The organism is Brevibacterium sp. MGP-B1 (genome assembly GCF_057766545.1).
In genome coordinates this window covers 2,497,165-2,513,871 of record NZ_CM173407.1, presented here as the reverse complement: position 1 = coordinate 2,513,871, position 16,707 = coordinate 2,497,165, and the positions used below count along the sequence as shown (strand labels likewise).

20 protein-coding genes are annotated in these 16,707 nt (G+C 65.8%); 12 read left to right on the top strand and 8 right to left on the bottom strand.

From position 1 onward, the window contains the following. Positions 1–57: 57 nt before the first annotated feature. Positions 58–267, bottom strand: a complete 210-nt coding sequence (locus AC3CD9_RS11475; RefSeq protein ID WP_488363986.1) for a MerR family transcriptional regulator — start codon at positions 265–267, stop codon at positions 58–60. Positions 268–359: 92 nt separating this feature from the next. Here AC3CD9_RS11475 and AC3CD9_RS11470 point away from each other — a divergent pair, with 92 nt between their 5' ends. Further along, entirely contained in the window at positions 360–1,052 is a 693-nt protein-coding gene (locus AC3CD9_RS11470; protein WP_139908863.1) for an SDR family oxidoreductase, read from the top strand. A 19-nt stretch (positions 1,053–1,071) separates the two neighbouring features. Here AC3CD9_RS11470 and AC3CD9_RS11465 read toward each other — a convergent pair whose 3' ends face one another. Beyond that, positions 1,072–1,554 carry a MarR family winged helix-turn-helix transcriptional regulator gene (locus AC3CD9_RS11465; RefSeq protein ID WP_488363985.1) on the bottom strand — a complete coding sequence of 161 codons (483 nt, stop codon included), beginning with the start codon at positions 1,552–1,554 and terminating at the stop codon, positions 1,072–1,074. 122 nt (positions 1,555–1,676) lie between these two features. Between AC3CD9_RS11465 and AC3CD9_RS11460 the strand changes: the two genes are divergently transcribed. The 3 genes from AC3CD9_RS11460 (at position 1,677) to AC3CD9_RS11450 (ending at position 4,286) form a co-directional block, all read left to right on the top strand. After that, on the top strand, positions 1,677–2,336 hold the full coding sequence (locus AC3CD9_RS11460; protein ID WP_488363984.1) for a DUF998 domain-containing protein: 660 nt from the start codon (positions 1,677–1,679) through the stop codon (positions 2,334–2,336). 277 nt (positions 2,337–2,613) lie between these two features. Next, positions 2,614–2,847, top strand: a complete 234-nt coding sequence (locus tag AC3CD9_RS11455; RefSeq protein ID WP_488363983.1) for a hypothetical protein — start codon at positions 2,614–2,616, stop codon at positions 2,845–2,847. Between the two features lie 137 nt (positions 2,848–2,984). Then, entirely contained in the window at positions 2,985–4,286 is a 1,302-nt protein-coding gene (locus AC3CD9_RS11450; protein ID WP_488363982.1) for an MFS transporter, read from the top strand. Positions 4,287–4,380: 94 nt separating this feature from the next. Here the strand turns inward: AC3CD9_RS11450 and AC3CD9_RS11445 are convergent, their stop codons facing one another. The 6 genes from AC3CD9_RS11445 to AC3CD9_RS11420 all read right to left on the bottom strand — a co-directional run bounded on the left by AC3CD9_RS11445 (position 4,381) and on the right by AC3CD9_RS11420 (position 9,823). After that, positions 4,381–4,848 carry an acetyltransferase gene (locus AC3CD9_RS11445; protein ID WP_488363981.1) on the bottom strand — a complete coding sequence of 156 codons (468 nt, stop codon included), beginning with the start codon at positions 4,846–4,848 and terminating at the stop codon, positions 4,381–4,383. Positions 4,849–4,910: 62 nt separating this feature from the next. Beyond that, entirely contained in the window at positions 4,911–6,068 is a 1,158-nt protein-coding gene (locus AC3CD9_RS11440) for a hypothetical protein (RefSeq protein ID WP_488363980.1), read from the bottom strand. 3 nt (positions 6,069–6,071) lie between these two features. Beyond that, the gene (locus AC3CD9_RS11435) at positions 6,072–7,043 is read right to left on the bottom strand and encodes a cytochrome c biogenesis CcdA family protein (protein WP_488363979.1); all 972 of its coding nucleotides are present in this window, start codon (positions 7,041–7,043) and stop codon (positions 6,072–6,074) included. Then, positions 7,043–7,789 carry a DsbA family protein gene (locus tag AC3CD9_RS11430; protein WP_488363978.1) on the bottom strand — a complete coding sequence of 249 codons (747 nt, stop codon included), beginning with the start codon at positions 7,787–7,789 and terminating at the stop codon, positions 7,043–7,045. The genes AC3CD9_RS11435 and AC3CD9_RS11430 overlap by 1 nt, the downstream gene beginning before the upstream one ends. Positions 7,790–7,888: 99 nt before the next feature. Then, complete coding sequence (locus AC3CD9_RS11425; protein WP_488363977.1) at positions 7,889–9,100, bottom strand: hypothetical protein; 1,212 nt, start codon at positions 9,098–9,100, stop codon at positions 7,889–7,891. A 3-nt stretch (positions 9,101–9,103) separates the two neighbouring features. After that, positions 9,104–9,823, bottom strand: a complete 720-nt coding sequence (locus AC3CD9_RS11420) for a DsbA family protein (protein WP_488363976.1) — start codon at positions 9,821–9,823, stop codon at positions 9,104–9,106. Between the two features lie 126 nt (positions 9,824–9,949). Between AC3CD9_RS11420 and AC3CD9_RS11415 the strand changes: the two genes are divergently transcribed. The 8 genes from AC3CD9_RS11415 to AC3CD9_RS11380 all read left to right on the top strand — a co-directional run bounded on the left by AC3CD9_RS11415 (position 9,950) and on the right by AC3CD9_RS11380 (position 16,606). Continuing rightward, complete coding sequence (locus AC3CD9_RS11415) at positions 9,950–10,537, top strand: hypothetical protein (protein ID WP_488363975.1); 588 nt, start codon at positions 9,950–9,952, stop codon at positions 10,535–10,537. Continuing rightward, a complete protein-coding gene (locus AC3CD9_RS11410) occupies positions 10,534–10,923 on the top strand; it encodes a BlaI/MecI/CopY family transcriptional regulator (protein WP_488363974.1) in 390 nt (129 codons plus the stop codon). Before AC3CD9_RS11415 ends, AC3CD9_RS11410 begins: the two co-directional genes overlap by 4 nt. Further along, positions 10,920–11,903 carry a M56 family metallopeptidase gene (locus AC3CD9_RS11405; protein WP_488363973.1) on the top strand — a complete coding sequence of 328 codons (984 nt, stop codon included), beginning with the start codon at positions 10,920–10,922 and terminating at the stop codon, positions 11,901–11,903. Before AC3CD9_RS11410 ends, AC3CD9_RS11405 begins: the two co-directional genes overlap by 4 nt. A gap of 77 nt (positions 11,904–11,980) precedes the next feature. Beyond that, on the top strand, positions 11,981–12,373 hold the full coding sequence (locus AC3CD9_RS11400) for a hypothetical protein (protein WP_488363972.1): 393 nt from the start codon (positions 11,981–11,983) through the stop codon (positions 12,371–12,373). A gap of 228 nt (positions 12,374–12,601) precedes the next feature. Next, a complete protein-coding gene (locus tag AC3CD9_RS11395) occupies positions 12,602–13,021 on the top strand; it encodes a general stress protein (RefSeq protein WP_180987711.1) in 420 nt (139 codons plus the stop codon). Positions 13,022–13,141: 120 nt separating this feature from the next. After that, entirely contained in the window at positions 13,142–14,515 is a 1,374-nt protein-coding gene (locus AC3CD9_RS11390) for an NAD-dependent succinate-semialdehyde dehydrogenase (RefSeq protein WP_488363971.1), read from the top strand. A gap of 42 nt (positions 14,516–14,557) precedes the next feature. Further along, positions 14,558–15,358 (top strand): SDR family oxidoreductase, encoded by an 801-nt coding sequence (locus AC3CD9_RS11385; RefSeq protein WP_139908847.1) that lies wholly within the window; start codon positions 14,558–14,560, stop codon positions 15,356–15,358. A gap of 66 nt (positions 15,359–15,424) precedes the next feature. Continuing rightward, positions 15,425–16,606 carry an NAD(P)/FAD-dependent oxidoreductase gene (locus AC3CD9_RS11380; protein WP_488363970.1) on the top strand — a complete coding sequence of 394 codons (1,182 nt, stop codon included), beginning with the start codon at positions 15,425–15,427 and terminating at the stop codon, positions 16,604–16,606. Positions 16,607–16,707 lie beyond the last annotated feature (101 nt).

Below are 16,707 nucleotides of genomic sequence, written 5' to 3'. Positions count from 1 at the left end.
CGCCACGGTGTCAGAAGACGCTGAACCATTCATGCACGGCAGAAGCTCTCGAATCACCTAAGTGCCGAGGCCGGCGTCGATGAGCCTGCGATAGAGAATGATCCGCTCGACAGCGTCAGCCTGATAGCGGCGCTGACCACCCTCGGTGCGCGTGGGCGCCAGGAGGCCCTGCTCCTCGTAGTAGCGGAGGGCGCGCGGACTGCTGCTGGCGCGACGTGCGGTCTCTCCGATCGACAACAGCGCCGACGACTGCGGATTCTGTGACATGTGTCTCTTTGCCTTGAAGCTGACGTCCACGTCAGATTTTAGCATCGAAACACCCGCCTGAATCGGTGGGAGATGCAAAAGGAAGTGCAGCTATGAAGATCAAGAACAGTGTCGTCATCGTCACCGGAGCCAACCGCGGACTGGGCAAGCAGTTCGCCGCGCAGCTGCTCGAGCGCGGTGCAGAAAGGGTCTATGCGGCAGCGCGCCGTCCGGAGCTCGTCGACCTGCCAGGAGCCGAAGCTATTCGTCTCGACGTCACCGACGGTCAGCAGGTCGCCGACGCGGCACGGACGGTCGGTCAAGCAGACATCGTCATCAACAACGCGGGATTCTCGTCCTTTGCCCGCCTCATCGACGGAGAACTGAGCGACATCAGGCGAGAGATCGAGGTCAACTATTTCGGTGCCCTGCGCATGGTCCGCGCCTTCGCGCCCGGCATGCGGGACCGCGGCCGAGGTGCCTTTCTCAACGTCTCCTCTGTCATGGCCTGGCTGGGCTTCGAGCACTCGAGCTCCTACGGAGCATCCAAGGCAGCGAACTGGGCGATGTCGAACGGGCTGCGAGAGGAAATGGCTGGAGCTGGCATTCAGGTCAGCTCACTGCTGCTTGGCAGCACCGACACCGACATGATGGCAGGAATCGACGTCCCGAAGAACCGGCCAGACAAGCTCGTCGCCGCGGCCCTCGACCAATTCGAAGATGGGGTGAACGAGATCCTGGCCGACGATGCGGCCAAAACACTCAAGGCGGCACTGTCGGTCGACCGTGGACGATTCGTCGAGTGACTCAGCCGACCGGCGACGGCTACTCCGGGCTCCCGGTCGCGCGGCGGGTCGCCTCGGCAGCGTGATCGAGGAACCCGGCTATCGTCTCCAAGGTTGCGTCGTCGAGCCCGGTCAACCCGGCGCCGAGTTCTTCGCCCAAAGGGGCCAACTGTGAGAACAGCTCGGGCAGACGAGTCGGATCAACGCGGACGACGACGGTGCGCCGGTCGGTCTCCGAGCGCTCGCGGACCACCCAACCCTGCTGCACGAGCCGATCGATGATGCCCGTCGTCGTCGCCGGCGGCAGCGCGAGCATCCGCGCGAGCTCACCGGTCGTCACAGCCTCGTGACGATGGATGAGGTTGAAGCACTGCAGATCGATGGGGCGCATCCCCAGCCGCGCACTGAGGTGCTGGCCGAAGATCGCCAGCTGGAGTTCGAGCTCCCGATAGCGGTCGAGGACGCGCCACATCGGGGAGTCACCCGAGTTGATCTCGGGGACCTCGGGAACGGGATCGCTCATGTCCACATCCTCTCAGTCTTCGGCAGGGAAGAAGTGCGCCGCCATCGCCAGACCCACATCTAGTCCAGACCCGCACGCAGCAAACTCTTTCGGTTTCAAGATATTTCGTTTATCGTAATAGTATGTCAGATGGTCTCGACGTCCGTGCCGCAGTCACCCGATCTATGCTCGGGTGGGGCGTCGTCGCGGGTCCCTTCTACATCGTGTTCGGCCTCATTCTTGCCCTGACCAGGGACGGATTCGACCTGCCCCGTCACTCGCTCAGTCTGCTCAGCCTCGGTGAGGGCGGCTGGCTCCAGATCCTCAACTTCGTCCTCACCGGCATCATGGTCATCGTCGCCGGGTGGGGACTGCTGCGCGCGCCCACCGACCGGTCAAGCGGCACCGGCATCGCCGTCATCATCGCCGGCGCCGCGCTCGTGCTCGCCGGGGTATTCCGCCCCGATCCCGTTGCAGATTTCCCTCCCGGCGCCGAGGCGACCGCCACCGCCGGTGGGATCCTGCACCTGGACATGGGCGCCGCCCAGTTCATCGGCCTGACCGTTGCGGCACTCATCCTGGCCGGCACCTTCGTCCGTCGCGGCGAGCGCGGCCGCGCCGCACTGTCACGCATCCTCGGCGTTGTCGTGGTCGTCGCGTTCCTCGCCGGGGCCGCGCTGTCTGCCTCTCCGATCGGGGTAGGTCTGCTGTGGTTGGCCGTCGTCGCCGGATTCGCCTGGCTGCTCGTCAGCTGCCTCTGGGTCTACCGGATCGTCCCGCACCCCGACCTGTCCCGGCGCTGATCCCCGAACCCTCAGCAATTCGGTAACACGGCCATAACAATCGCCCGGCCTCTCGACAGAGGCCGACAGCCAACCGGCCCAGCCGGTCGCGGTAGTACGGCTTTTGTGAAAATTCTGAAACATTCAACAATTTCTTCATGTGGCAATCCGAGCCCGCACTCGCAGGCTAATCTTGCTCTCGGTGCCTGTCCGGTGCGAACGGAATGGGCACGACTGACAGACCCCGGCGCATTCCGACCGCACCTCGCGGCGATGCCGACAACAAGATGGAGTGACGATGACCTACACGCTGCAGGCCGTTGAGAACTCAGATGAGAAGACGAACCTGATCAGGCGCCTCCGCGCCGGGGCCCTCATCGTCATCTTCGCTTCCGTACTGTGCGGGCTGCTGGCATGGAATGAACCGCACCCAGTCGCGGTGGCGCTCGCCGTCTTCGTCGGCGGTGCCGGCATCCTCGCCATCGACATCGCCCTGGCTTACCGGTCTTCGGTGCGCCGGTCGAAAGGCTGAGCAAGACCCGCACCCGTTCTGCCCTCGCAGCACTGTGTCACGGCAGTTGCGTCACTGTACCTGAGACACCGCAGCACCCGTTGTCGGCCTCCGGCTAGCATGCTGACTTGAAGCATGCCGGCGACAGGAGGTGAGCCATGGCCGACCACGGCCGGAAACCGGATCAGAAGCCCCCTGGCATCGGTCTGCTGAGTGTCCTCCTCGGCGCCGTGGCGGCGGGACCGATCCTGCTCTACGGGCTCAGTGCCACGAGCGATTCGATCATCGCCGAGCTCGGCATCTCCGAAGCCCACTTCGGACTGCTGGCCACCACCTGCTTCGGAGCCGCAGCCGTCGGCAGCGCCACCCTGGGAAGGCTCGCCGACAGGCACTCCGACCTCTCGCTCATGGCGTTCATCTTCGTCCTCGCCACCCTCGCCCTCGTGCTCGTGGCCGTGCCGGACGGGTTCTGGATGCTGCTGCTCGCCGCCGGCCTGTCCGGCATCGCCCAGTCCTTCCCCAACGGGGTGACCAACCGGATCCTGCTCGAACGCGTCCCCGACATCAAACGCATCGGCTGGGTCGGCATCAAACAGTCCGGAGTCCAGGTCAGCCAGCTCGTCGCCAGCCTCGCCTTCCCCGTCCTCGCGCTCGGCATCGGCTGGCGCGGCGCAGCCCTGACCGTCGCCGTCATCCCGCTCATCCTCCTTACCATCACCTGGCGTTCCCTGCGCACCACCCCGCTGCTGCCCAGTGCGCCGTCGAAGGTCGACATCGACACCTCGACCGAGGAGGCCGGCGCCAACGCTCCCAACAAAGAGACCGACACTCCCGCCGAGGCGGCCCGCCCCGAAGGACCGTCACCCACCCGTCCGGCCAGGCACCCCGGCATGGTGTGGGCCCTGGCGCTGTTCGGGCTGATCAACGGCATCGGCGTGCAGGCGACGAACGTGTACATGCCCCTCTTCGCCGTGCGCGAGATGGGCTTCAGCCTCGTCCTCGGCGGCGCCACGGCCGCACTGGCCGGCGTCATCGGCGTCATCGCCCGCGTCACTTGGGCCAGGCGCATGGCCAAAGGCGCCTCGGGCCCCCACCTGCTCTTGGTCCTCGCACTCATCGCCCTGGCCGGAGCGGTGCTGTTCCTCCTTGCCGACGCGGCTGGGTGGGCTCTGCTCGTCTGGGTCGCCGTGGCCTTCCACGGCATCTCCGCTCTCGGCGTCTCCGTGGTGCTCATGGCCGCACTCATGCGGGCTATTCCCGCTGCTTCGATGGCCTCGGCCAGCGGGATGGTGACGGCCGGAATGTTCTTCGGCTTCGCGCTCGGGCCGCTGCTCATGGGTGTCATCGTCGGCTCGCCCGGCGGGTTCGAACTCGGCTGGATCGCCGTAGGCGCCACCTATCTGCTGTGCACGCTGCTCGCCCTCGTGCTCATCCGCGTGAACTCTCGAGGCGGCCGGTGACACCCAGCGGGGATGCCGGGCGCTGAACACCACCCGTCGTCAGCGACCATTCGCCGGTACAGGGGGAGGAATGCAGCGTCCCGGGCCGTGCGAATCAGGTCAGTTGCAGATGCAGCAATGGGTATGGACGTCCGGCCTCGTCGGTTTCGCTGCGACGGAGAACCTGGAAACCGCGACGAGTGTAGAACTCCACGGCTTGCCGATTCTGTTCATTCACGTCGACGTTCGTGACGCCGTGGTCGTTGATTGCGTGGCTGAGAAGCCTCGAGCCGATACCGGTGCCGCGTTGCTTCGCGTCGATGAACAGCATCTCCAGGTTTCCGTCGAGGACGCCGGCGAATCCCACCGGTCGACCATTCAGCTCTGCGACAGTGAGTGAAACAGCGGGGAAATAGTCAGACTCCAGTCGGGATTCGATCTCATCGCGGTCCGACTCGGCGAGGAATTCGTGAGTCGCGTCGACCGCGCTTCGCCAGATGGCGACGAGGGGCGCAAAGTCGTCTGGTCCGCGTGACGGCCGAACGCTCAGTTCACCCGAGCTGAGGTCTGGCTGCTCATTCATGACTCCATTATCGCAGGCAACCAAAAGGCAGACGACGCGGCCCGGTGGCTTGCCGACGACACCTAGGGCGTCTCCGACCCCTCGGCAACGCGGTCGGTGGCCAGAAGTGTCCGATCGCCTGCTTGCACTATGCCCAGGCCCTCGGGTGTGAACGTTCCCGGCACGGCGACCACACCTGAACCGTCGGCCGGGTAGCCGCGGGCAAGGCTGCCGGTCGCGGCATTGTGGACGCGCAGTGTTCCGCCCTCGCGCAGATAGATCAGACCCCCGACGGCAGCTTCGAGCTCGACCGACTGCGGCACCGAGACCGGCAGTTCGTTCTTGCCGGTGTCGTCGATGACCGTCAGCCCCTGCTTGCCGAGTGTGACGATGGCTCCGGTGTTCGCATCTTGGGCGACTCCGCGGGCGTCGTCATCGAGCAGCTCGCCGGTCTCCCGGTCGAGCACCGGGCCGACTCCGTCTCCGGCGTCGAGGGCGATGACGTCCGATCCCGGGCCCGCCTCGGGGACGGCGCGCAGCTCCTCGGCGTTCCAGCCGTTGTCCGGCAGCGACAGCTCCCAGGGCTGCTCACCGCTGGCGCGCAGCTTCTCGCCGTCGGTGCTCAGTATCGTGCCCCGATACTCGCCGAGGCGGCGCACCTCAGAGGATCCGTCCTGCACCGCCTCGCCGGTGGCCGGATCGAGGGCGAGAGCCTCGGTGGGCTCGGCGTCCTCGGCGGCGAAGACCGTGCCCGGTCCGCGCATCGGTCCGGGCACGTCGACGGGTCCCCACTCCTGCTCGCCGGTCTCGAGGTCGAAGGCGCTCGCGGTGACGTCCTCGTCGCAGTCGGTCGACGAGTCGGAATCGGTGAGCACGGCCAGCGGGCTGCCGTCGGCATCGACGCTGACGGTGAATTCGGTGCATCCACTCGGCCGTTTGGCCTGCCACAATGTGGAGCCGTGGATGTCGACGGCGGAGAAGTCGAGGGTCTCGTCGCCGGCGCTCGCAGAGAGGAAGACCTCACCGAGGTGCTTAGGCGGCAGATCCCATCCGGGCTCGACGAGTTCGAGCGGCTCGATGATCAGCGGCAGCTGCAGATCGGAGGCGTCGACGGCATTGAGGTCCGTCGTGACCTGTTTCGGCGTCCGGTCGAAGTCGTCGGGGGCCTGGGAGCAGGCTGCGAGGACGACGACGCTGATGAGCGGTGCGGTGAGGGTGGAGACGAGTCTGCGGGTGCGCATGATTCAGTGCTTCGCCCTCGGCGACAGCGATGGATTCACCGACTCCGCAGCCGAGGCTGCACCGCCCTGGTCGGATGCCATGCCACCCTGAGCGGAAGCTGCGGTGCCCCGATCGGAGGCCGCGCCCTGGTCTGCGGCAGCGGCTCGCCGGGCGCGGCGACGCTCATGGCGGAACCACAGGGCGATCGCGAGCACCGCCAGCGCGCAGACGACGATGATGTCGGTCGTCGTCGAGGACCACGAGCTCACCCATTCCTGAGCATGGGCCAGAGTGGTTGTGGGCACCAGCGACGGCGCCGAGACAAGACCGTTCGTCGTCCAGAACACGATGCCGACGGCGATCATCAGGACACCGGTGACCATCGACATGATGGGCAGCCTGCGACCGAAGAGCGAGACCGAGCCTCCGCGCAGGACCGACCGGGTCCGGGCGCCCACACGGGTCCACAGCGCCGCGATGATGAACAGCGGCACGACCATCCCGGCACCGTAGACGGCGAGCATGATGCCGCCGAGAACGAAGCTGCCCTTGGTCGCGGCCAGAGTGAGCACCGCGCCGAGGATGGGCCCGGCACAGACTCCGGCGATCCCGCTCGTGGCGCCGAGGAGGAAGGTCTTCGTCCACCCGGTCGCCCGCGCGGAGCGCTGCCGGGCGGCGTCGGCTCCCGGCAGCACCTTGGCCGGGTCGAAGCCGAAGCCGAAGAACTGGACGATGCCCAAGACGATGAGGATGACCGAGGCGACGAGGACGATCGCGCCGCGGTGGGAGGTGAACAGGGCCCCGAGCGTGCCGGCGCCCATGCCCAAGGGGATGAGCACGAGCAGCATGCCCACATAGAAGATGAGGCCGTGGAGGATCAGGCGCGAACCCGCACCGACGGTGGAGCCGAAGAAGGCCGGCAGCAGGAGTGCGGCGCAGGGGCTGAGCAGAGCGAGGACTCCGCCGATGAAGGCGCTGATCAAGCTGATGTCCATCAGTTCTGTCCTTTCTTCGCCGTCTCGACGGCATCGACGAAGACGTCCGTGGGCTGAGCGCCGACGTACGGCTGCCCATCGAGGATGAACGTCGGGGTGGAGAACGCACCGAGGTCGGTGCCCATGGCGGCATTGTCCGCCACCGCCTCGGCGGTTTCCTGGGAATTCATATCCGTGGTGAATCGGTCGGTGTCGAGGCCGATCTCTTCGGCCACCGTGGTCAGGGCTTCGGGTGTGAGCTCATCGGGGGAGCGGGGCTTGCCGTCTGAGAACAGGGCGTTGTGGAATTCCCAGTGTTTGTCCTGCAGAGCCGCGGCATAGGCGGCCTTCGCAGCCTGCTCTGACGCGGAGCCGAACACATTGACCTCGCGCCATTCGATGCGCAGGTCCCCGGAGTCGACGTAGTCGAGCATTGTCGGCAGCGTGTCCTGCGACCAGGCGGCGCAGTAGGGGCACTGGTAGTCGGAGAAGACGACGAGAGTGACGGGTGCGTCGGCGGGACCGTCGGACATCGGATCCGATTCTTCGCCGGAGTCGACATCGCCGAGGTCGGACTGCTCGGGGTCGGCGACCTCGGTGACGACGACCTCGGATTCAGAACCGGCACCACCTGCCGTGGGCGTCGACTCGTCCTCGCCGCCTCGGTCGATGACGAGAATCATGAGCACGAGTGCCACGGCGATGGCACCCACCGTGGCGGGGATCCACCAGCGGTACTGCGGTCGTGGTGCCGCATGTTTGGCCATGCTCTCACTCCTGGGTTACTAAGATGCTTAGTAAACTATAGTTCATCGGTCTCGCGGGCCGAAAGCTGCGCATCGACTTCCGCCGGCATCGACGGCCGGTCATTTCTTCGCTGATCGGTCCGCAGGCGGGATGAGCAGGGGGCTTCCGGGGTCGCCGACGAGGCGGGCACCGGAGTCGGCGATGTGGTGCGGTGCGCCGAAGTCCTCGGACTCGGGTGCCTCCTCGGCGGCACCGAGGAGCTGCCCGTCAGCGGCCGACCTCTTCTGCGTGCCCTCGTCGTCCGTGTCACCTCCGGCGCCTGCCTCGGTGACGACGAGTCCGGCCCCGACGGCGGCGAGTTCGGCATCCCCGTCCAGCGGTGCATCCCAGCGTTTCGTCCCGTCGAGGTCGAGCCCGTGCAGCTTCGAGTCACTGGTCACCAATGTGCGGCTGTGTGCGTCGAAGCCGGCGCCGTCGATACCGTCGGCGACGGTCTTGCCCGAACGCAGATCGATCAGGGTGCGCTGGTGGCCGCCGCTGCCGATGAGTGCGTGGGAGCCCCCGACGGCCTCCCAGGGGGTCTCACGAGCCTCGGTGGCCGTGAGTCCGAGGGCCGCGACGGGACGAGTCCACAGTCGTCGACCCTCGAGGTCTTCACCGATGAGCTCCTCACCGTCGGCGAGGACGAGGTAGCCGTCCAGCAGCGCGAGGATCCGCGGTGCGTCGTCGTCCTCGATGGCCAGTTCCGCACCGTTGGCGGGATCGAGGGCGGTGCGGGAGCCGCCGGCGCCGATGAAGTCCTCCGGCGGGCCGGCGAAGACGAGACCGCTGCCGAGCAGCGGTCCGGGCACCTCGACGGGCCCCCAGAGCTTCTCGCCGGTGTGCAGATCGAAGCCCGAGGCCGTCGTCTTAAGCTGGCCGCGCGATCCGGGCTGCTGGTCCATGAGCACGGCCACCGGCCCGTCTGCGGAGTCGCTGACGAGGAAGCCGGAGCACACGCGCGGACGCTGGGCCGACCACAGGATCGAGCCGTCCGAATCGACGGCGCGGAACTCGAGGTCGGACTCGGCCTCGTGCAGCGACAGGAACACGCCTTCGGCTTCCTGTGCGGCCACGTCCCAGCCGGGGTCGATGGCCCCGGTCCCGCTCTCCCCGGCACCGGCGGTCCCCGAGTCGTTCGTCTCGGCCGGGCGGAGTGTCTCGGCCGGCGAGTGCACCGGCCGGGGGTCGGCCGATTCGCTGTTCGCGTCGAGGCCCGAGCACGCGGTCAGCGAACCCAGGGTGAGCAGGCAGGCGGGCAGGATCATGGCGGCTGCCGCGCGGCGTTTCATGTCTCAGCTCTCGACTCGGGCGAGCGCCTCATCGACTGCGTCGGTGAACTGCCGGGTCGGCTGTGCGCCGAGCAGCGGTTTGCCGCCGATGACGAAGGCCGGTGTGCTCGAAACGCCGATCGACTGCCCCTCGGAGGCGACGGTCTCGAAGGCGTCGTGGGCCTCGGTCGAATTCATATCCTGTTTGAACTGCATCGGATCGAGGCCGAGGTCCTCGCCGAGGCCGACGAGCGAGTCGTCGTCGAGCTGAGACTTCGGACGATGATCACCGCCTTCGAACAAGGCGTTGTGATAGTCCCAGTACTCATCCTGCTTGCCTGCGGCGAAGACGGCACGCGCGGCCCGCTCGGACTCCTCGCCGAAGACGGCGAGATCCCGCATCTCGATGCGCAGATCCCCGGAATCGACGTAGTCCATCATCGCCGGCAGCGTGTCCTCGTTCCATGTAGCGCAGTAGGGGCACTGGTAGTCGGAGTACATGACGAGGGTGACCGGAGCGTCGACGTCACCGACCGCATTCGTCTCCTCGGAATCCCTGTGCTCGACGAAGGACAGGTCGACGTCTTCTTCGGCGGAACCGTTCTGCGAACTCGAACTCTCCTCCTGGGCATCGGCATCAGAGCCGCCTTGGCTGGCGATGACGATTCCGATGACCACGGTGGCGAGGATGATGACGGTCAGAGGGACGAGCCAGAACATGGGGCCGCGTTCGGTGCGAAGCACAAAAGCCTCCTGAAGGTGAAGTCGTTGGGGCGTGGCCGGGGCGATGTCGATCTATTTACTATGAAGCATAGTATACTAATGTGCATAGTAGACTCGTATCGGTTGTCGCATCGGAGGAGAGGCCTCATGCTCGTCAACGCTGTCAAGGACGCCTACCGGGGTCTCCGGCTCTGGGACCGCCGGCGGTTCGCTGCAGCGGCGGTCGCTGCGGCAGGATCTGCTGTGGTTATCGGTCTCGCGACAGTGCTCATTCCCAATTCCCTCTTCTCCCGCGACATTCCGCCCGCGTGGTGGGACTACCCGGTGTGGATCCTCACCGCGGTGCTGCTCGGAATGCTCATCGCCACCTATGTTCGCAGCCCCAGAGGCGAGGGAGGGTCGAGCAGCCGGGACTCCGCCTCCGTGGGAGGGCCGAGCGGCCACGGCTCCGCGACCGAGGGGCGTTCGGGCGGCCAGGAAGCCGCTTCCGAGAGGCGGACGGGTGTCCTCGGCGGCGTGGGCGGAGTGCTCGGATGGTTTGCCGTCGGATGTCCGGTATGCAACAAGATCGCCCTGCTTGCCCTGGGCTACACTGGCGCCTTGACCTACTTCGCACCCCTCCAGCCGGTCCTGGCTGCGGCTTCGGTCGTCCTCCTGCTGGTGGCTGTGATCATCCGCCTCAAGGGCCAGTACTCGTGCCCGCTTCCCTCGCTTGAAAGGAGCGTCCGCTCATGACTCACGATGACGATCGGGGCGGGGGCTCCGCGCCGATTCGCCTCGGCGCCCTCGAGAAGCAGGTTATGGGGCTGCTGTGGGACCATGAGCCGCTCACGGTTCGGCAGATCATCGAACTCTCGGAGGCCGAGCCCGCGTACACGACCATCGCCACCGTGCTGACGAACCTCGAGCGCAAGGGGCTTGTGAGTCGCGAGCGTCGCGGCCGCTCGGTTCTCCACGCTCCGGTCGTCAGCCGTGAGCAGCACACGGCGCGGACGATGCAGGCGGCTCTGATTGACGGCGGAGACCGTGCGGCGTCGATCCTCCACTTCGTCGAGGGCATCGATGCCGCCGACATCCGGCTGCTGCGCGACTACCTCGACGCGAAGGATGTCGCCGAATGAGCCTGCTGATCGGCGGTGCGTGCGTCGCCGCGCTCGCCTTCGTCCTCGCCTGGGTCGGTCCCGCCCTCGTTCGCTCTGCCGCGCCGGTCCTCATGCGTGTGCCGTGCATGGCGGTATTCGCTCTCCTGTCCCTGCCGATTCTGTCCTGGGCGGTGGTGTCTGCGCTCAGCCTCATGGCGGCATGGCTGCTCAAGGGCCCAGATGTGCTGCCGATGCCCATCGGCGATGTGTGTCAGCGCTGCCTCATTGCGGCGAACCCGTTCGGCGGTGCTCAGATCGACACGCTCATCCCCGTCGTTCTCTTCCTCCTCCTGCCTCTGGCCGTCACCCTCGGATTCCTTATCCGCGGCGGGTTTCTGGCCAGACGGCGACACCGCGAGAACGCTGCGACGGCTCGAATCCTCGGCCAGGAGGCCGTCGACGTCGAGCTGGCCGGACGGACCGTCAGGATGATCAGCGGCCACCGGCATCTGGCATTCTCCCTGCCGCGCAGGTACGGGGGAGTGGTGGTGTCTGAGAATCTGTGTTCGGTGCTGGAGTCCAGTGAGCTGACGGCAGTGCTCGAGCACGAGAGGGCTCATGTCGACCAGGGTCATCACGGGATCATGGCCCTGATGGAGACCTTCGTGCGGCCGCTGCGGTTCATCCCGCTCTTCGCTGAGGTCGCGGCCTCTGTCCCGCTCTATCTCGAGATCGCGGCCGATGATCGTGCGCGGAAGGTCGCAGGGACTCCCGCGCTGGCCAGTGCCCTGCTCAAAATCGGCCCGCAGGTGAGGGAGGGCGGTCAACTCGGCAGTTCTCATGCGCTGAGTATCGCCGGACCCGACCGGGTCAGGCAGCTCGTGGCTCCTGTGGGGATGTCCTCGGGGCTGCTTCCGACTGCTGCGCTGAGCAGCGCACTGACCGCATTCTGCGTCCTCTTCTCCTCGGTCATCGCCACCTACATCGGCGTTCTGCTCACCGGCTGCACCCTGCCCTGACAGCTGCGGCCCCGGGCGGATCAGTCTGGCTGCGGGTGGCCTTCCCCGTGTCGGCCGCCCGGCCTACAATAGAACGCATGTACGAAAATGAGGGTGCCGGGTCGGACGGTGAGTCGAAGTATCAGCCTCCGGCGTGGATGATCCGCTACCGGAACTTCAAAACGCTGTGCTCCTACGTCTGTGGTGAGTTCATCCGCTTCTATCTCACCACCGGCTGCGATCAGATCAGTTATACGCATTCGCAGATCACCGAGGGACTGCCGAACTATTCATGCCGACTGGACTCCGATGACGGTTCGGTTCTGCTGCTGCCGCTCGATGACTGGGTCGATCGTCTGGACGAGGTCATGCCGCTGGTGCGGACGTGGCTGGGCGAGCATTCGGATCTCAAAGGGTGCAAGCCGGAGAAGTCGCACTACCAGGGCGACCGTTATTGGTTCACCCGCTGGCAGGAGGCCAACCCGTGGTGACGGGCGACTCTGTGATGACGGTGGCCCGCAGTCGGGCGCCTTGGACATCCGGCGGGTGGGTCGCAGTAGAATCCGGAACATGCGCAAACGTGTGATCGTGATCGTCATCGCGGCCTTGGCGGTACTGGGGCTGATCGCCACCATGCTGGGCGGCGTGCCTGCCTGAGTCGCTTGCCGGCCTGACATCATCCGACGTGCCGGCAACTCGGCAATGCTATGTTGAGCGGCATGGGAAGCAACGACGATCTCAACCCACAGAAGAACGACGATCTCAGCCCACAGAAGCCGGACGTGACGAGTCACAAGCCGATCGTGAAGACCTTTCACGACGACATCGGTGTGCTCAACCAGTTGCAGAAACTCGCGTCGGAAGGCGTGCCGAAGACGGCCCTGCACGTCTTCGCCCACGATGCGGAGAGCACCGACGAGGTGGTCGGCACCGGCGGAACCCTGAAAGGCCTCGGAGAGCTCGTGGCCGAGCGGTACAACGAACGAGGCGACGAACTCAGGAACCGCTTTCAGCGGTACGGCTTCGACTCCGATGAGATAGAGAAGTTCGAAAGTGATCTCGACAACGGAGCGATTCTGCTTGTGATCGACGGCCCCGATCTCTGTGCGGATTATAAAGGCAATCGTCGGGCACCGTAAGGGGCTGGTCACGGACGTCGGTGTTTGGGACGGTGGAGTCTCGGTTCGGCAGAGGTCGCGGAGCGGAGACGATTGCTGCTGCGCAGAGCACCTTGACGACCCTCGAGGAAAGGAGAAGCCGTGACCGCGAAATTCAACACCACGAACCCGGCGACCGGAGAGGTCCTCAAGGAATTTCCCACAGCCAGCGACGAGGAGATCTCCGCCGTCATCGACGCCTCCGACGCGGCCTTCCAGACATGGCGGACGACCGATGTCCGGGAACGTTCTGCACCGCTCGCCCGAGCGGCGGATCTCATGGACGAGCGCAGGTGGGACCTCGCTGAGCTCCTCACACTCGAAATGGGCAAACTGCGCGCCGAGGCCGAAGCAGAGGTCGAACTGGCAGCGAGGATTCTGCGCTACTACGCCGAAGAGGGACCCCTGCTGCTCTCCGACGAAGTGCTCGCACCGTCCAGCGGAGGCAGCGCGGTGATGAAGTACGAACCCATCGGTCCGATACTCGGTGTCATGCCGTGGAACTTCCCCTACTACCAGGTGGTCCGCCTGGCTGCGCCGAACCTCGTGGCGGGCAACACCATCATCCTCAAGCACGCTTCGAACTGTCCGCAGTCGGCTCTGGCCTTCGAACAGGTCATGAACGATGCGCAGCTGCCGTCCGACTGCTATCGCAACGTCTTCGCCGACAACGATCAGATCCAGACGATCATCGCCGATGAGCGGGTGCGAGGCGCCTCGCTGACCGGTTCCGAAGGTGCCGGTGCGGCAGTGGCAGGGGGCGCCGGACACAATCTGAAGAAGTCCATCCTCGAACTCGGCGGCAGCGACCCGTTCATCGTCCTCGACTCCGCGGATCTGGACGCGACCGTCACCGCCGCCGTGAAAGGGCGGATGACGAACTCCGGTCAGAGCTGCATCGCCTCCAAGCGCCTCATCGTGGTCGCAGATCTCTACGACGAGTTCGTGGACCTGCTGACGGCGAAGATGTCGCAGTTCGTCGCCGGCGACCCTGCAGATTCCGTGACGACGATGGCACCTCTGTCCTCCGAACAGGCCGCCCGAGACCTCATGGAGCAGGTCGAGGACGCGATCAATCACGGTGCGAAGGTCCACACCGGCGGGCACCGAGTCGACCGACCGGGTGCCTTCGTCGAACCCACGGTGCTGACCGGGGTGACCGAACAGATGCGCGCCTACTCGGAGGAGCTGTTCGGACCCGTCGCAGCCGTCTACTCGGTCGCAGACGAGGACGAGGCCGTCGCTCTGGCCAACGACTCGTCCTTCGGCCTCGGCGGCACGGTCGTCAGCGACGACATCGAGAAGGCCCAACGCGTCGCTGACCGCATCGACACCGGAATGGTGTGGATCAACCAGGCCACCTGGACCGAACCCGACCTGCCCTTCGGGGGCACGAAGCGCTCGGGCGTCGGTCGGGAGCTCGGCGCAGAGGGCGTTCGCGAGTTCGTCAACAAGAAGCTCATCCGTACGCCCTGACACAGCAGACCGACAGCCGTCCGAGATACCGGAAGGAGACAGATGGATCTCAACATCCGCGACCGCAAAGCACTGGTGACGGGGGCGAGTTCGGGCATCGGACTGGAGACGGCCCGTCAGCTCCTCACCGAAGGAGCCGTCGTCGTGATGACCGGGCCCGAGCCCGACGAACTCAAAGCCGCAGTCGACGAACTCGCCGAATTCAAGGAGCGCATCTACGCCCACGACGCCGACATCGCCGATGACGAATCAGTCGACGAACTCGCCGCGTCCGTCGCCGCCGACGTCGGCGACCTCGACATCCTCGTCAACGTCGCCGGCATCCACGGGGCCGGCGGGCCGTTCCACGAGATCAGCCAGGAGGGCTGGGAACGAACCATCGACGTCGACCTCATGGGACCGGTCCGTGTCACTCGGGCGTTCCTTCCGGGACTTCGCCGAGGCGGCTGGGGCCGTATCGTGTTCGTGTCCTCCGAAGACGCGGTGCAGCCCTATGACGACGAGCTGCCGTACTGTGCGGCCAAAGCCGGCATGCTCTCCTTGGCCAAGGGACTCTCGCGCACCTACGCCTCCGAAGGACTGCTGGTCAACACCGTCTCTCCGGCGTTCATCGCGACCCCGATGACCGACGAGATGATGAATGAGCGAGCCCAGCAGAAGGGAACGAGCTTCGATGAGGCCATCGCCTCGTTCCTGCGCGAGGAGCGTCCGTTCATGGAACTCGGTCGTCGCGGCCGACCGGAGGAGGTGGCCAAGGTCATCGCATTCCTCTGCTCGGACGCCGCGAGCTTCGTCAACGGTTCGAACTATCGCGTGGACGCCGGATCGGTGGCCACGATCTAGTGCGCCAGAGCGTCCCGAACACCGAATACAGGCACAGCAGAGACGACAGGAAGAGGAGCATCCGACATGGCTGAGTTCCGATATGTGATCATCGGCGGCGGCATGGCCGCCGACTCCGCGGCCCAGGGGATACGGGAGATCGACGAGGAGGGTTCGATCGCCATCATCAGCGATGACGTCGACGAACCCTATACGCGTCCCGCGCTGAGCAAGCGACTGTGGACCGACGAGAGTTTCGACGAGAGCGACAACTACTTCGACACCGCCGAGGCGACCGGAGCCCGGATCAGCCTCCGCACGGAGGCGACCGCAGTCGACGTCGAAGCGAAATCCGTGAGGACGACCCTCGGCGACTTCACCTATGACAAGCTGCTCTTCGTCACCGGCGGGAGACCGAAGGGCATCGATCTGGACGAAGGTGAGCGGGTCATCTGCTTCCGCGAGTTCAACGACTACCGCCGTCTGCGGGATCTGTCGGGCCAGAACCTGAGCATCGCGGTCATCGGCGGCGGTTTCATCGGCACCGAACTCGCCGCCGCCCTGGTGCAGAACAAGACCCGAACGACTCTGATCTTCGACGACGACACCCTCGGCGGGTCCATATTTCCGCCGGACCTCGCCAAGCAGTTCCACGAACTCTATCGCAGCCACGGAGTGACTCTCGTGCCGGGTACGAAGGCCTCGGGTGGGCACGTCGACGGCGATCGAGTGGTGCTCGACTGCGACGGCGAGTCCCATGAGTTCGACGCAGTGGTCGTCGGCCTCGGCATCGAACCTGCGACCCAGCTCGCAGAGGACGCGGGGCTGGACACGGACGACGGGATCATCGTCGACCAATCGCTGCGGACCTCAAAGCCGGACGTCTTCGCAGCCGGAGACGTTGCTCGCTATCCCGACAGGATCCTCGGACGACAGCGTGTCGAACACGTCGACAACGCCACCCAGATGGGCAAGGCCGTCGGGCGGATCATGGCCGGCGCGGACGAGTCCTACACCCATACTCCGTACTTCTACACGAATGTCTTCGACTTCGGGTACCAGGCCGTCGGAGAGGCCGATCCGACACTGCGCACCGTCGAAGACTGGAAGAAGCCCCATACGGATGGAGTGGTGTACTACCTCGGCGAGGACGGACGCGTCCGCGGAGTCCTCATGGTGAATATGGAGGATCGTCTCGACGCCGCGCGGGAGATCCTGGCCGAAGACTGGGACCACACACCGGGTGACCTCGTGACCAGGATCTCGTGAACTGAGTCGCCGGGGAAAGGCTCACGTCACCGCTTCCCGTGGGTCTCCCGGGAGGGACCCACAGGAAGCGGTGAAGTGTGTGATCGAACGGCACACATGAG

Bases quoted from the DNA above. Each gene is read 5' to 3' on its own strand.
- AC3CD9_RS11475 (WP_488363986.1), bottom strand. From the start codon at position 267: ATGTCACAGAATCCGCAGTCGTCGGCGCTGTTGTCGATCGGAGAGACC.
- AC3CD9_RS11470 (WP_139908863.1), top strand. From the start codon at position 360: ATGAAGATCAAGAACAGTGTCGTCATCGTCACCGGAGCCAACCGCGGA.
- AC3CD9_RS11465 (WP_488363985.1), bottom strand. From the start codon at position 1,554: ATGAGCGATCCCGTTCCCGAGGTCCCCGAGATCAACTCGGGTGACTCC.
- AC3CD9_RS11460 (WP_488363984.1), top strand. From the start codon at position 1,677: ATGTCAGATGGTCTCGACGTCCGTGCCGCAGTCACCCGATCTATGCTC.
- AC3CD9_RS11455 (WP_488363983.1), top strand. From the start codon at position 2,614: ATGACCTACACGCTGCAGGCCGTTGAGAACTCAGATGAGAAGACGAAC.
- AC3CD9_RS11450 (WP_488363982.1), top strand. From the start codon at position 2,985: ATGGCCGACCACGGCCGGAAACCGGATCAGAAGCCCCCTGGCATCGGT.
- AC3CD9_RS11445 (WP_488363981.1), bottom strand. From the start codon at position 4,848: ATGAATGAGCAGCCAGACCTCAGCTCGGGTGAACTGAGCGTTCGGCCG.
- AC3CD9_RS11440 (WP_488363980.1), bottom strand. From the start codon at position 6,068: ATGCGCACCCGCAGACTCGTCTCCACCCTCACCGCACCGCTCATCAGC.
- AC3CD9_RS11435 (WP_488363979.1), bottom strand. From the start codon at position 7,043: ATGGACATCAGCTTGATCAGCGCCTTCATCGGCGGAGTCCTCGCTCTG.
- AC3CD9_RS11430 (WP_488363978.1), bottom strand. From the start codon at position 7,789: ATGGCCAAACATGCGGCACCACGACCGCAGTACCGCTGGTGGATCCCC.
- AC3CD9_RS11425 (WP_488363977.1), bottom strand. From the start codon at position 9,100: ATGAAACGCCGCGCGGCAGCCGCCATGATCCTGCCCGCCTGCCTGCTC.
- AC3CD9_RS11415 (WP_488363975.1), top strand. From the start codon at position 9,950: ATGCTCGTCAACGCTGTCAAGGACGCCTACCGGGGTCTCCGGCTCTGG.
- AC3CD9_RS11410 (WP_488363974.1), top strand. From the start codon at position 10,534: ATGACTCACGATGACGATCGGGGCGGGGGCTCCGCGCCGATTCGCCTC.
- AC3CD9_RS11405 (WP_488363973.1), top strand. From the start codon at position 10,920: ATGAGCCTGCTGATCGGCGGTGCGTGCGTCGCCGCGCTCGCCTTCGTC.
- AC3CD9_RS11400 (WP_488363972.1), top strand. From the start codon at position 11,981: ATGTACGAAAATGAGGGTGCCGGGTCGGACGGTGAGTCGAAGTATCAG.
- AC3CD9_RS11395 (WP_180987711.1), top strand. From the start codon at position 12,602: ATGGGAAGCAACGACGATCTCAACCCACAGAAGAACGACGATCTCAGC.
- AC3CD9_RS11385 (WP_139908847.1), top strand. From the start codon at position 14,558: ATGGATCTCAACATCCGCGACCGCAAAGCACTGGTGACGGGGGCGAGT.
- AC3CD9_RS11380 (WP_488363970.1), top strand. From the start codon at position 15,425: ATGGCTGAGTTCCGATATGTGATCATCGGCGGCGGCATGGCCGCCGAC.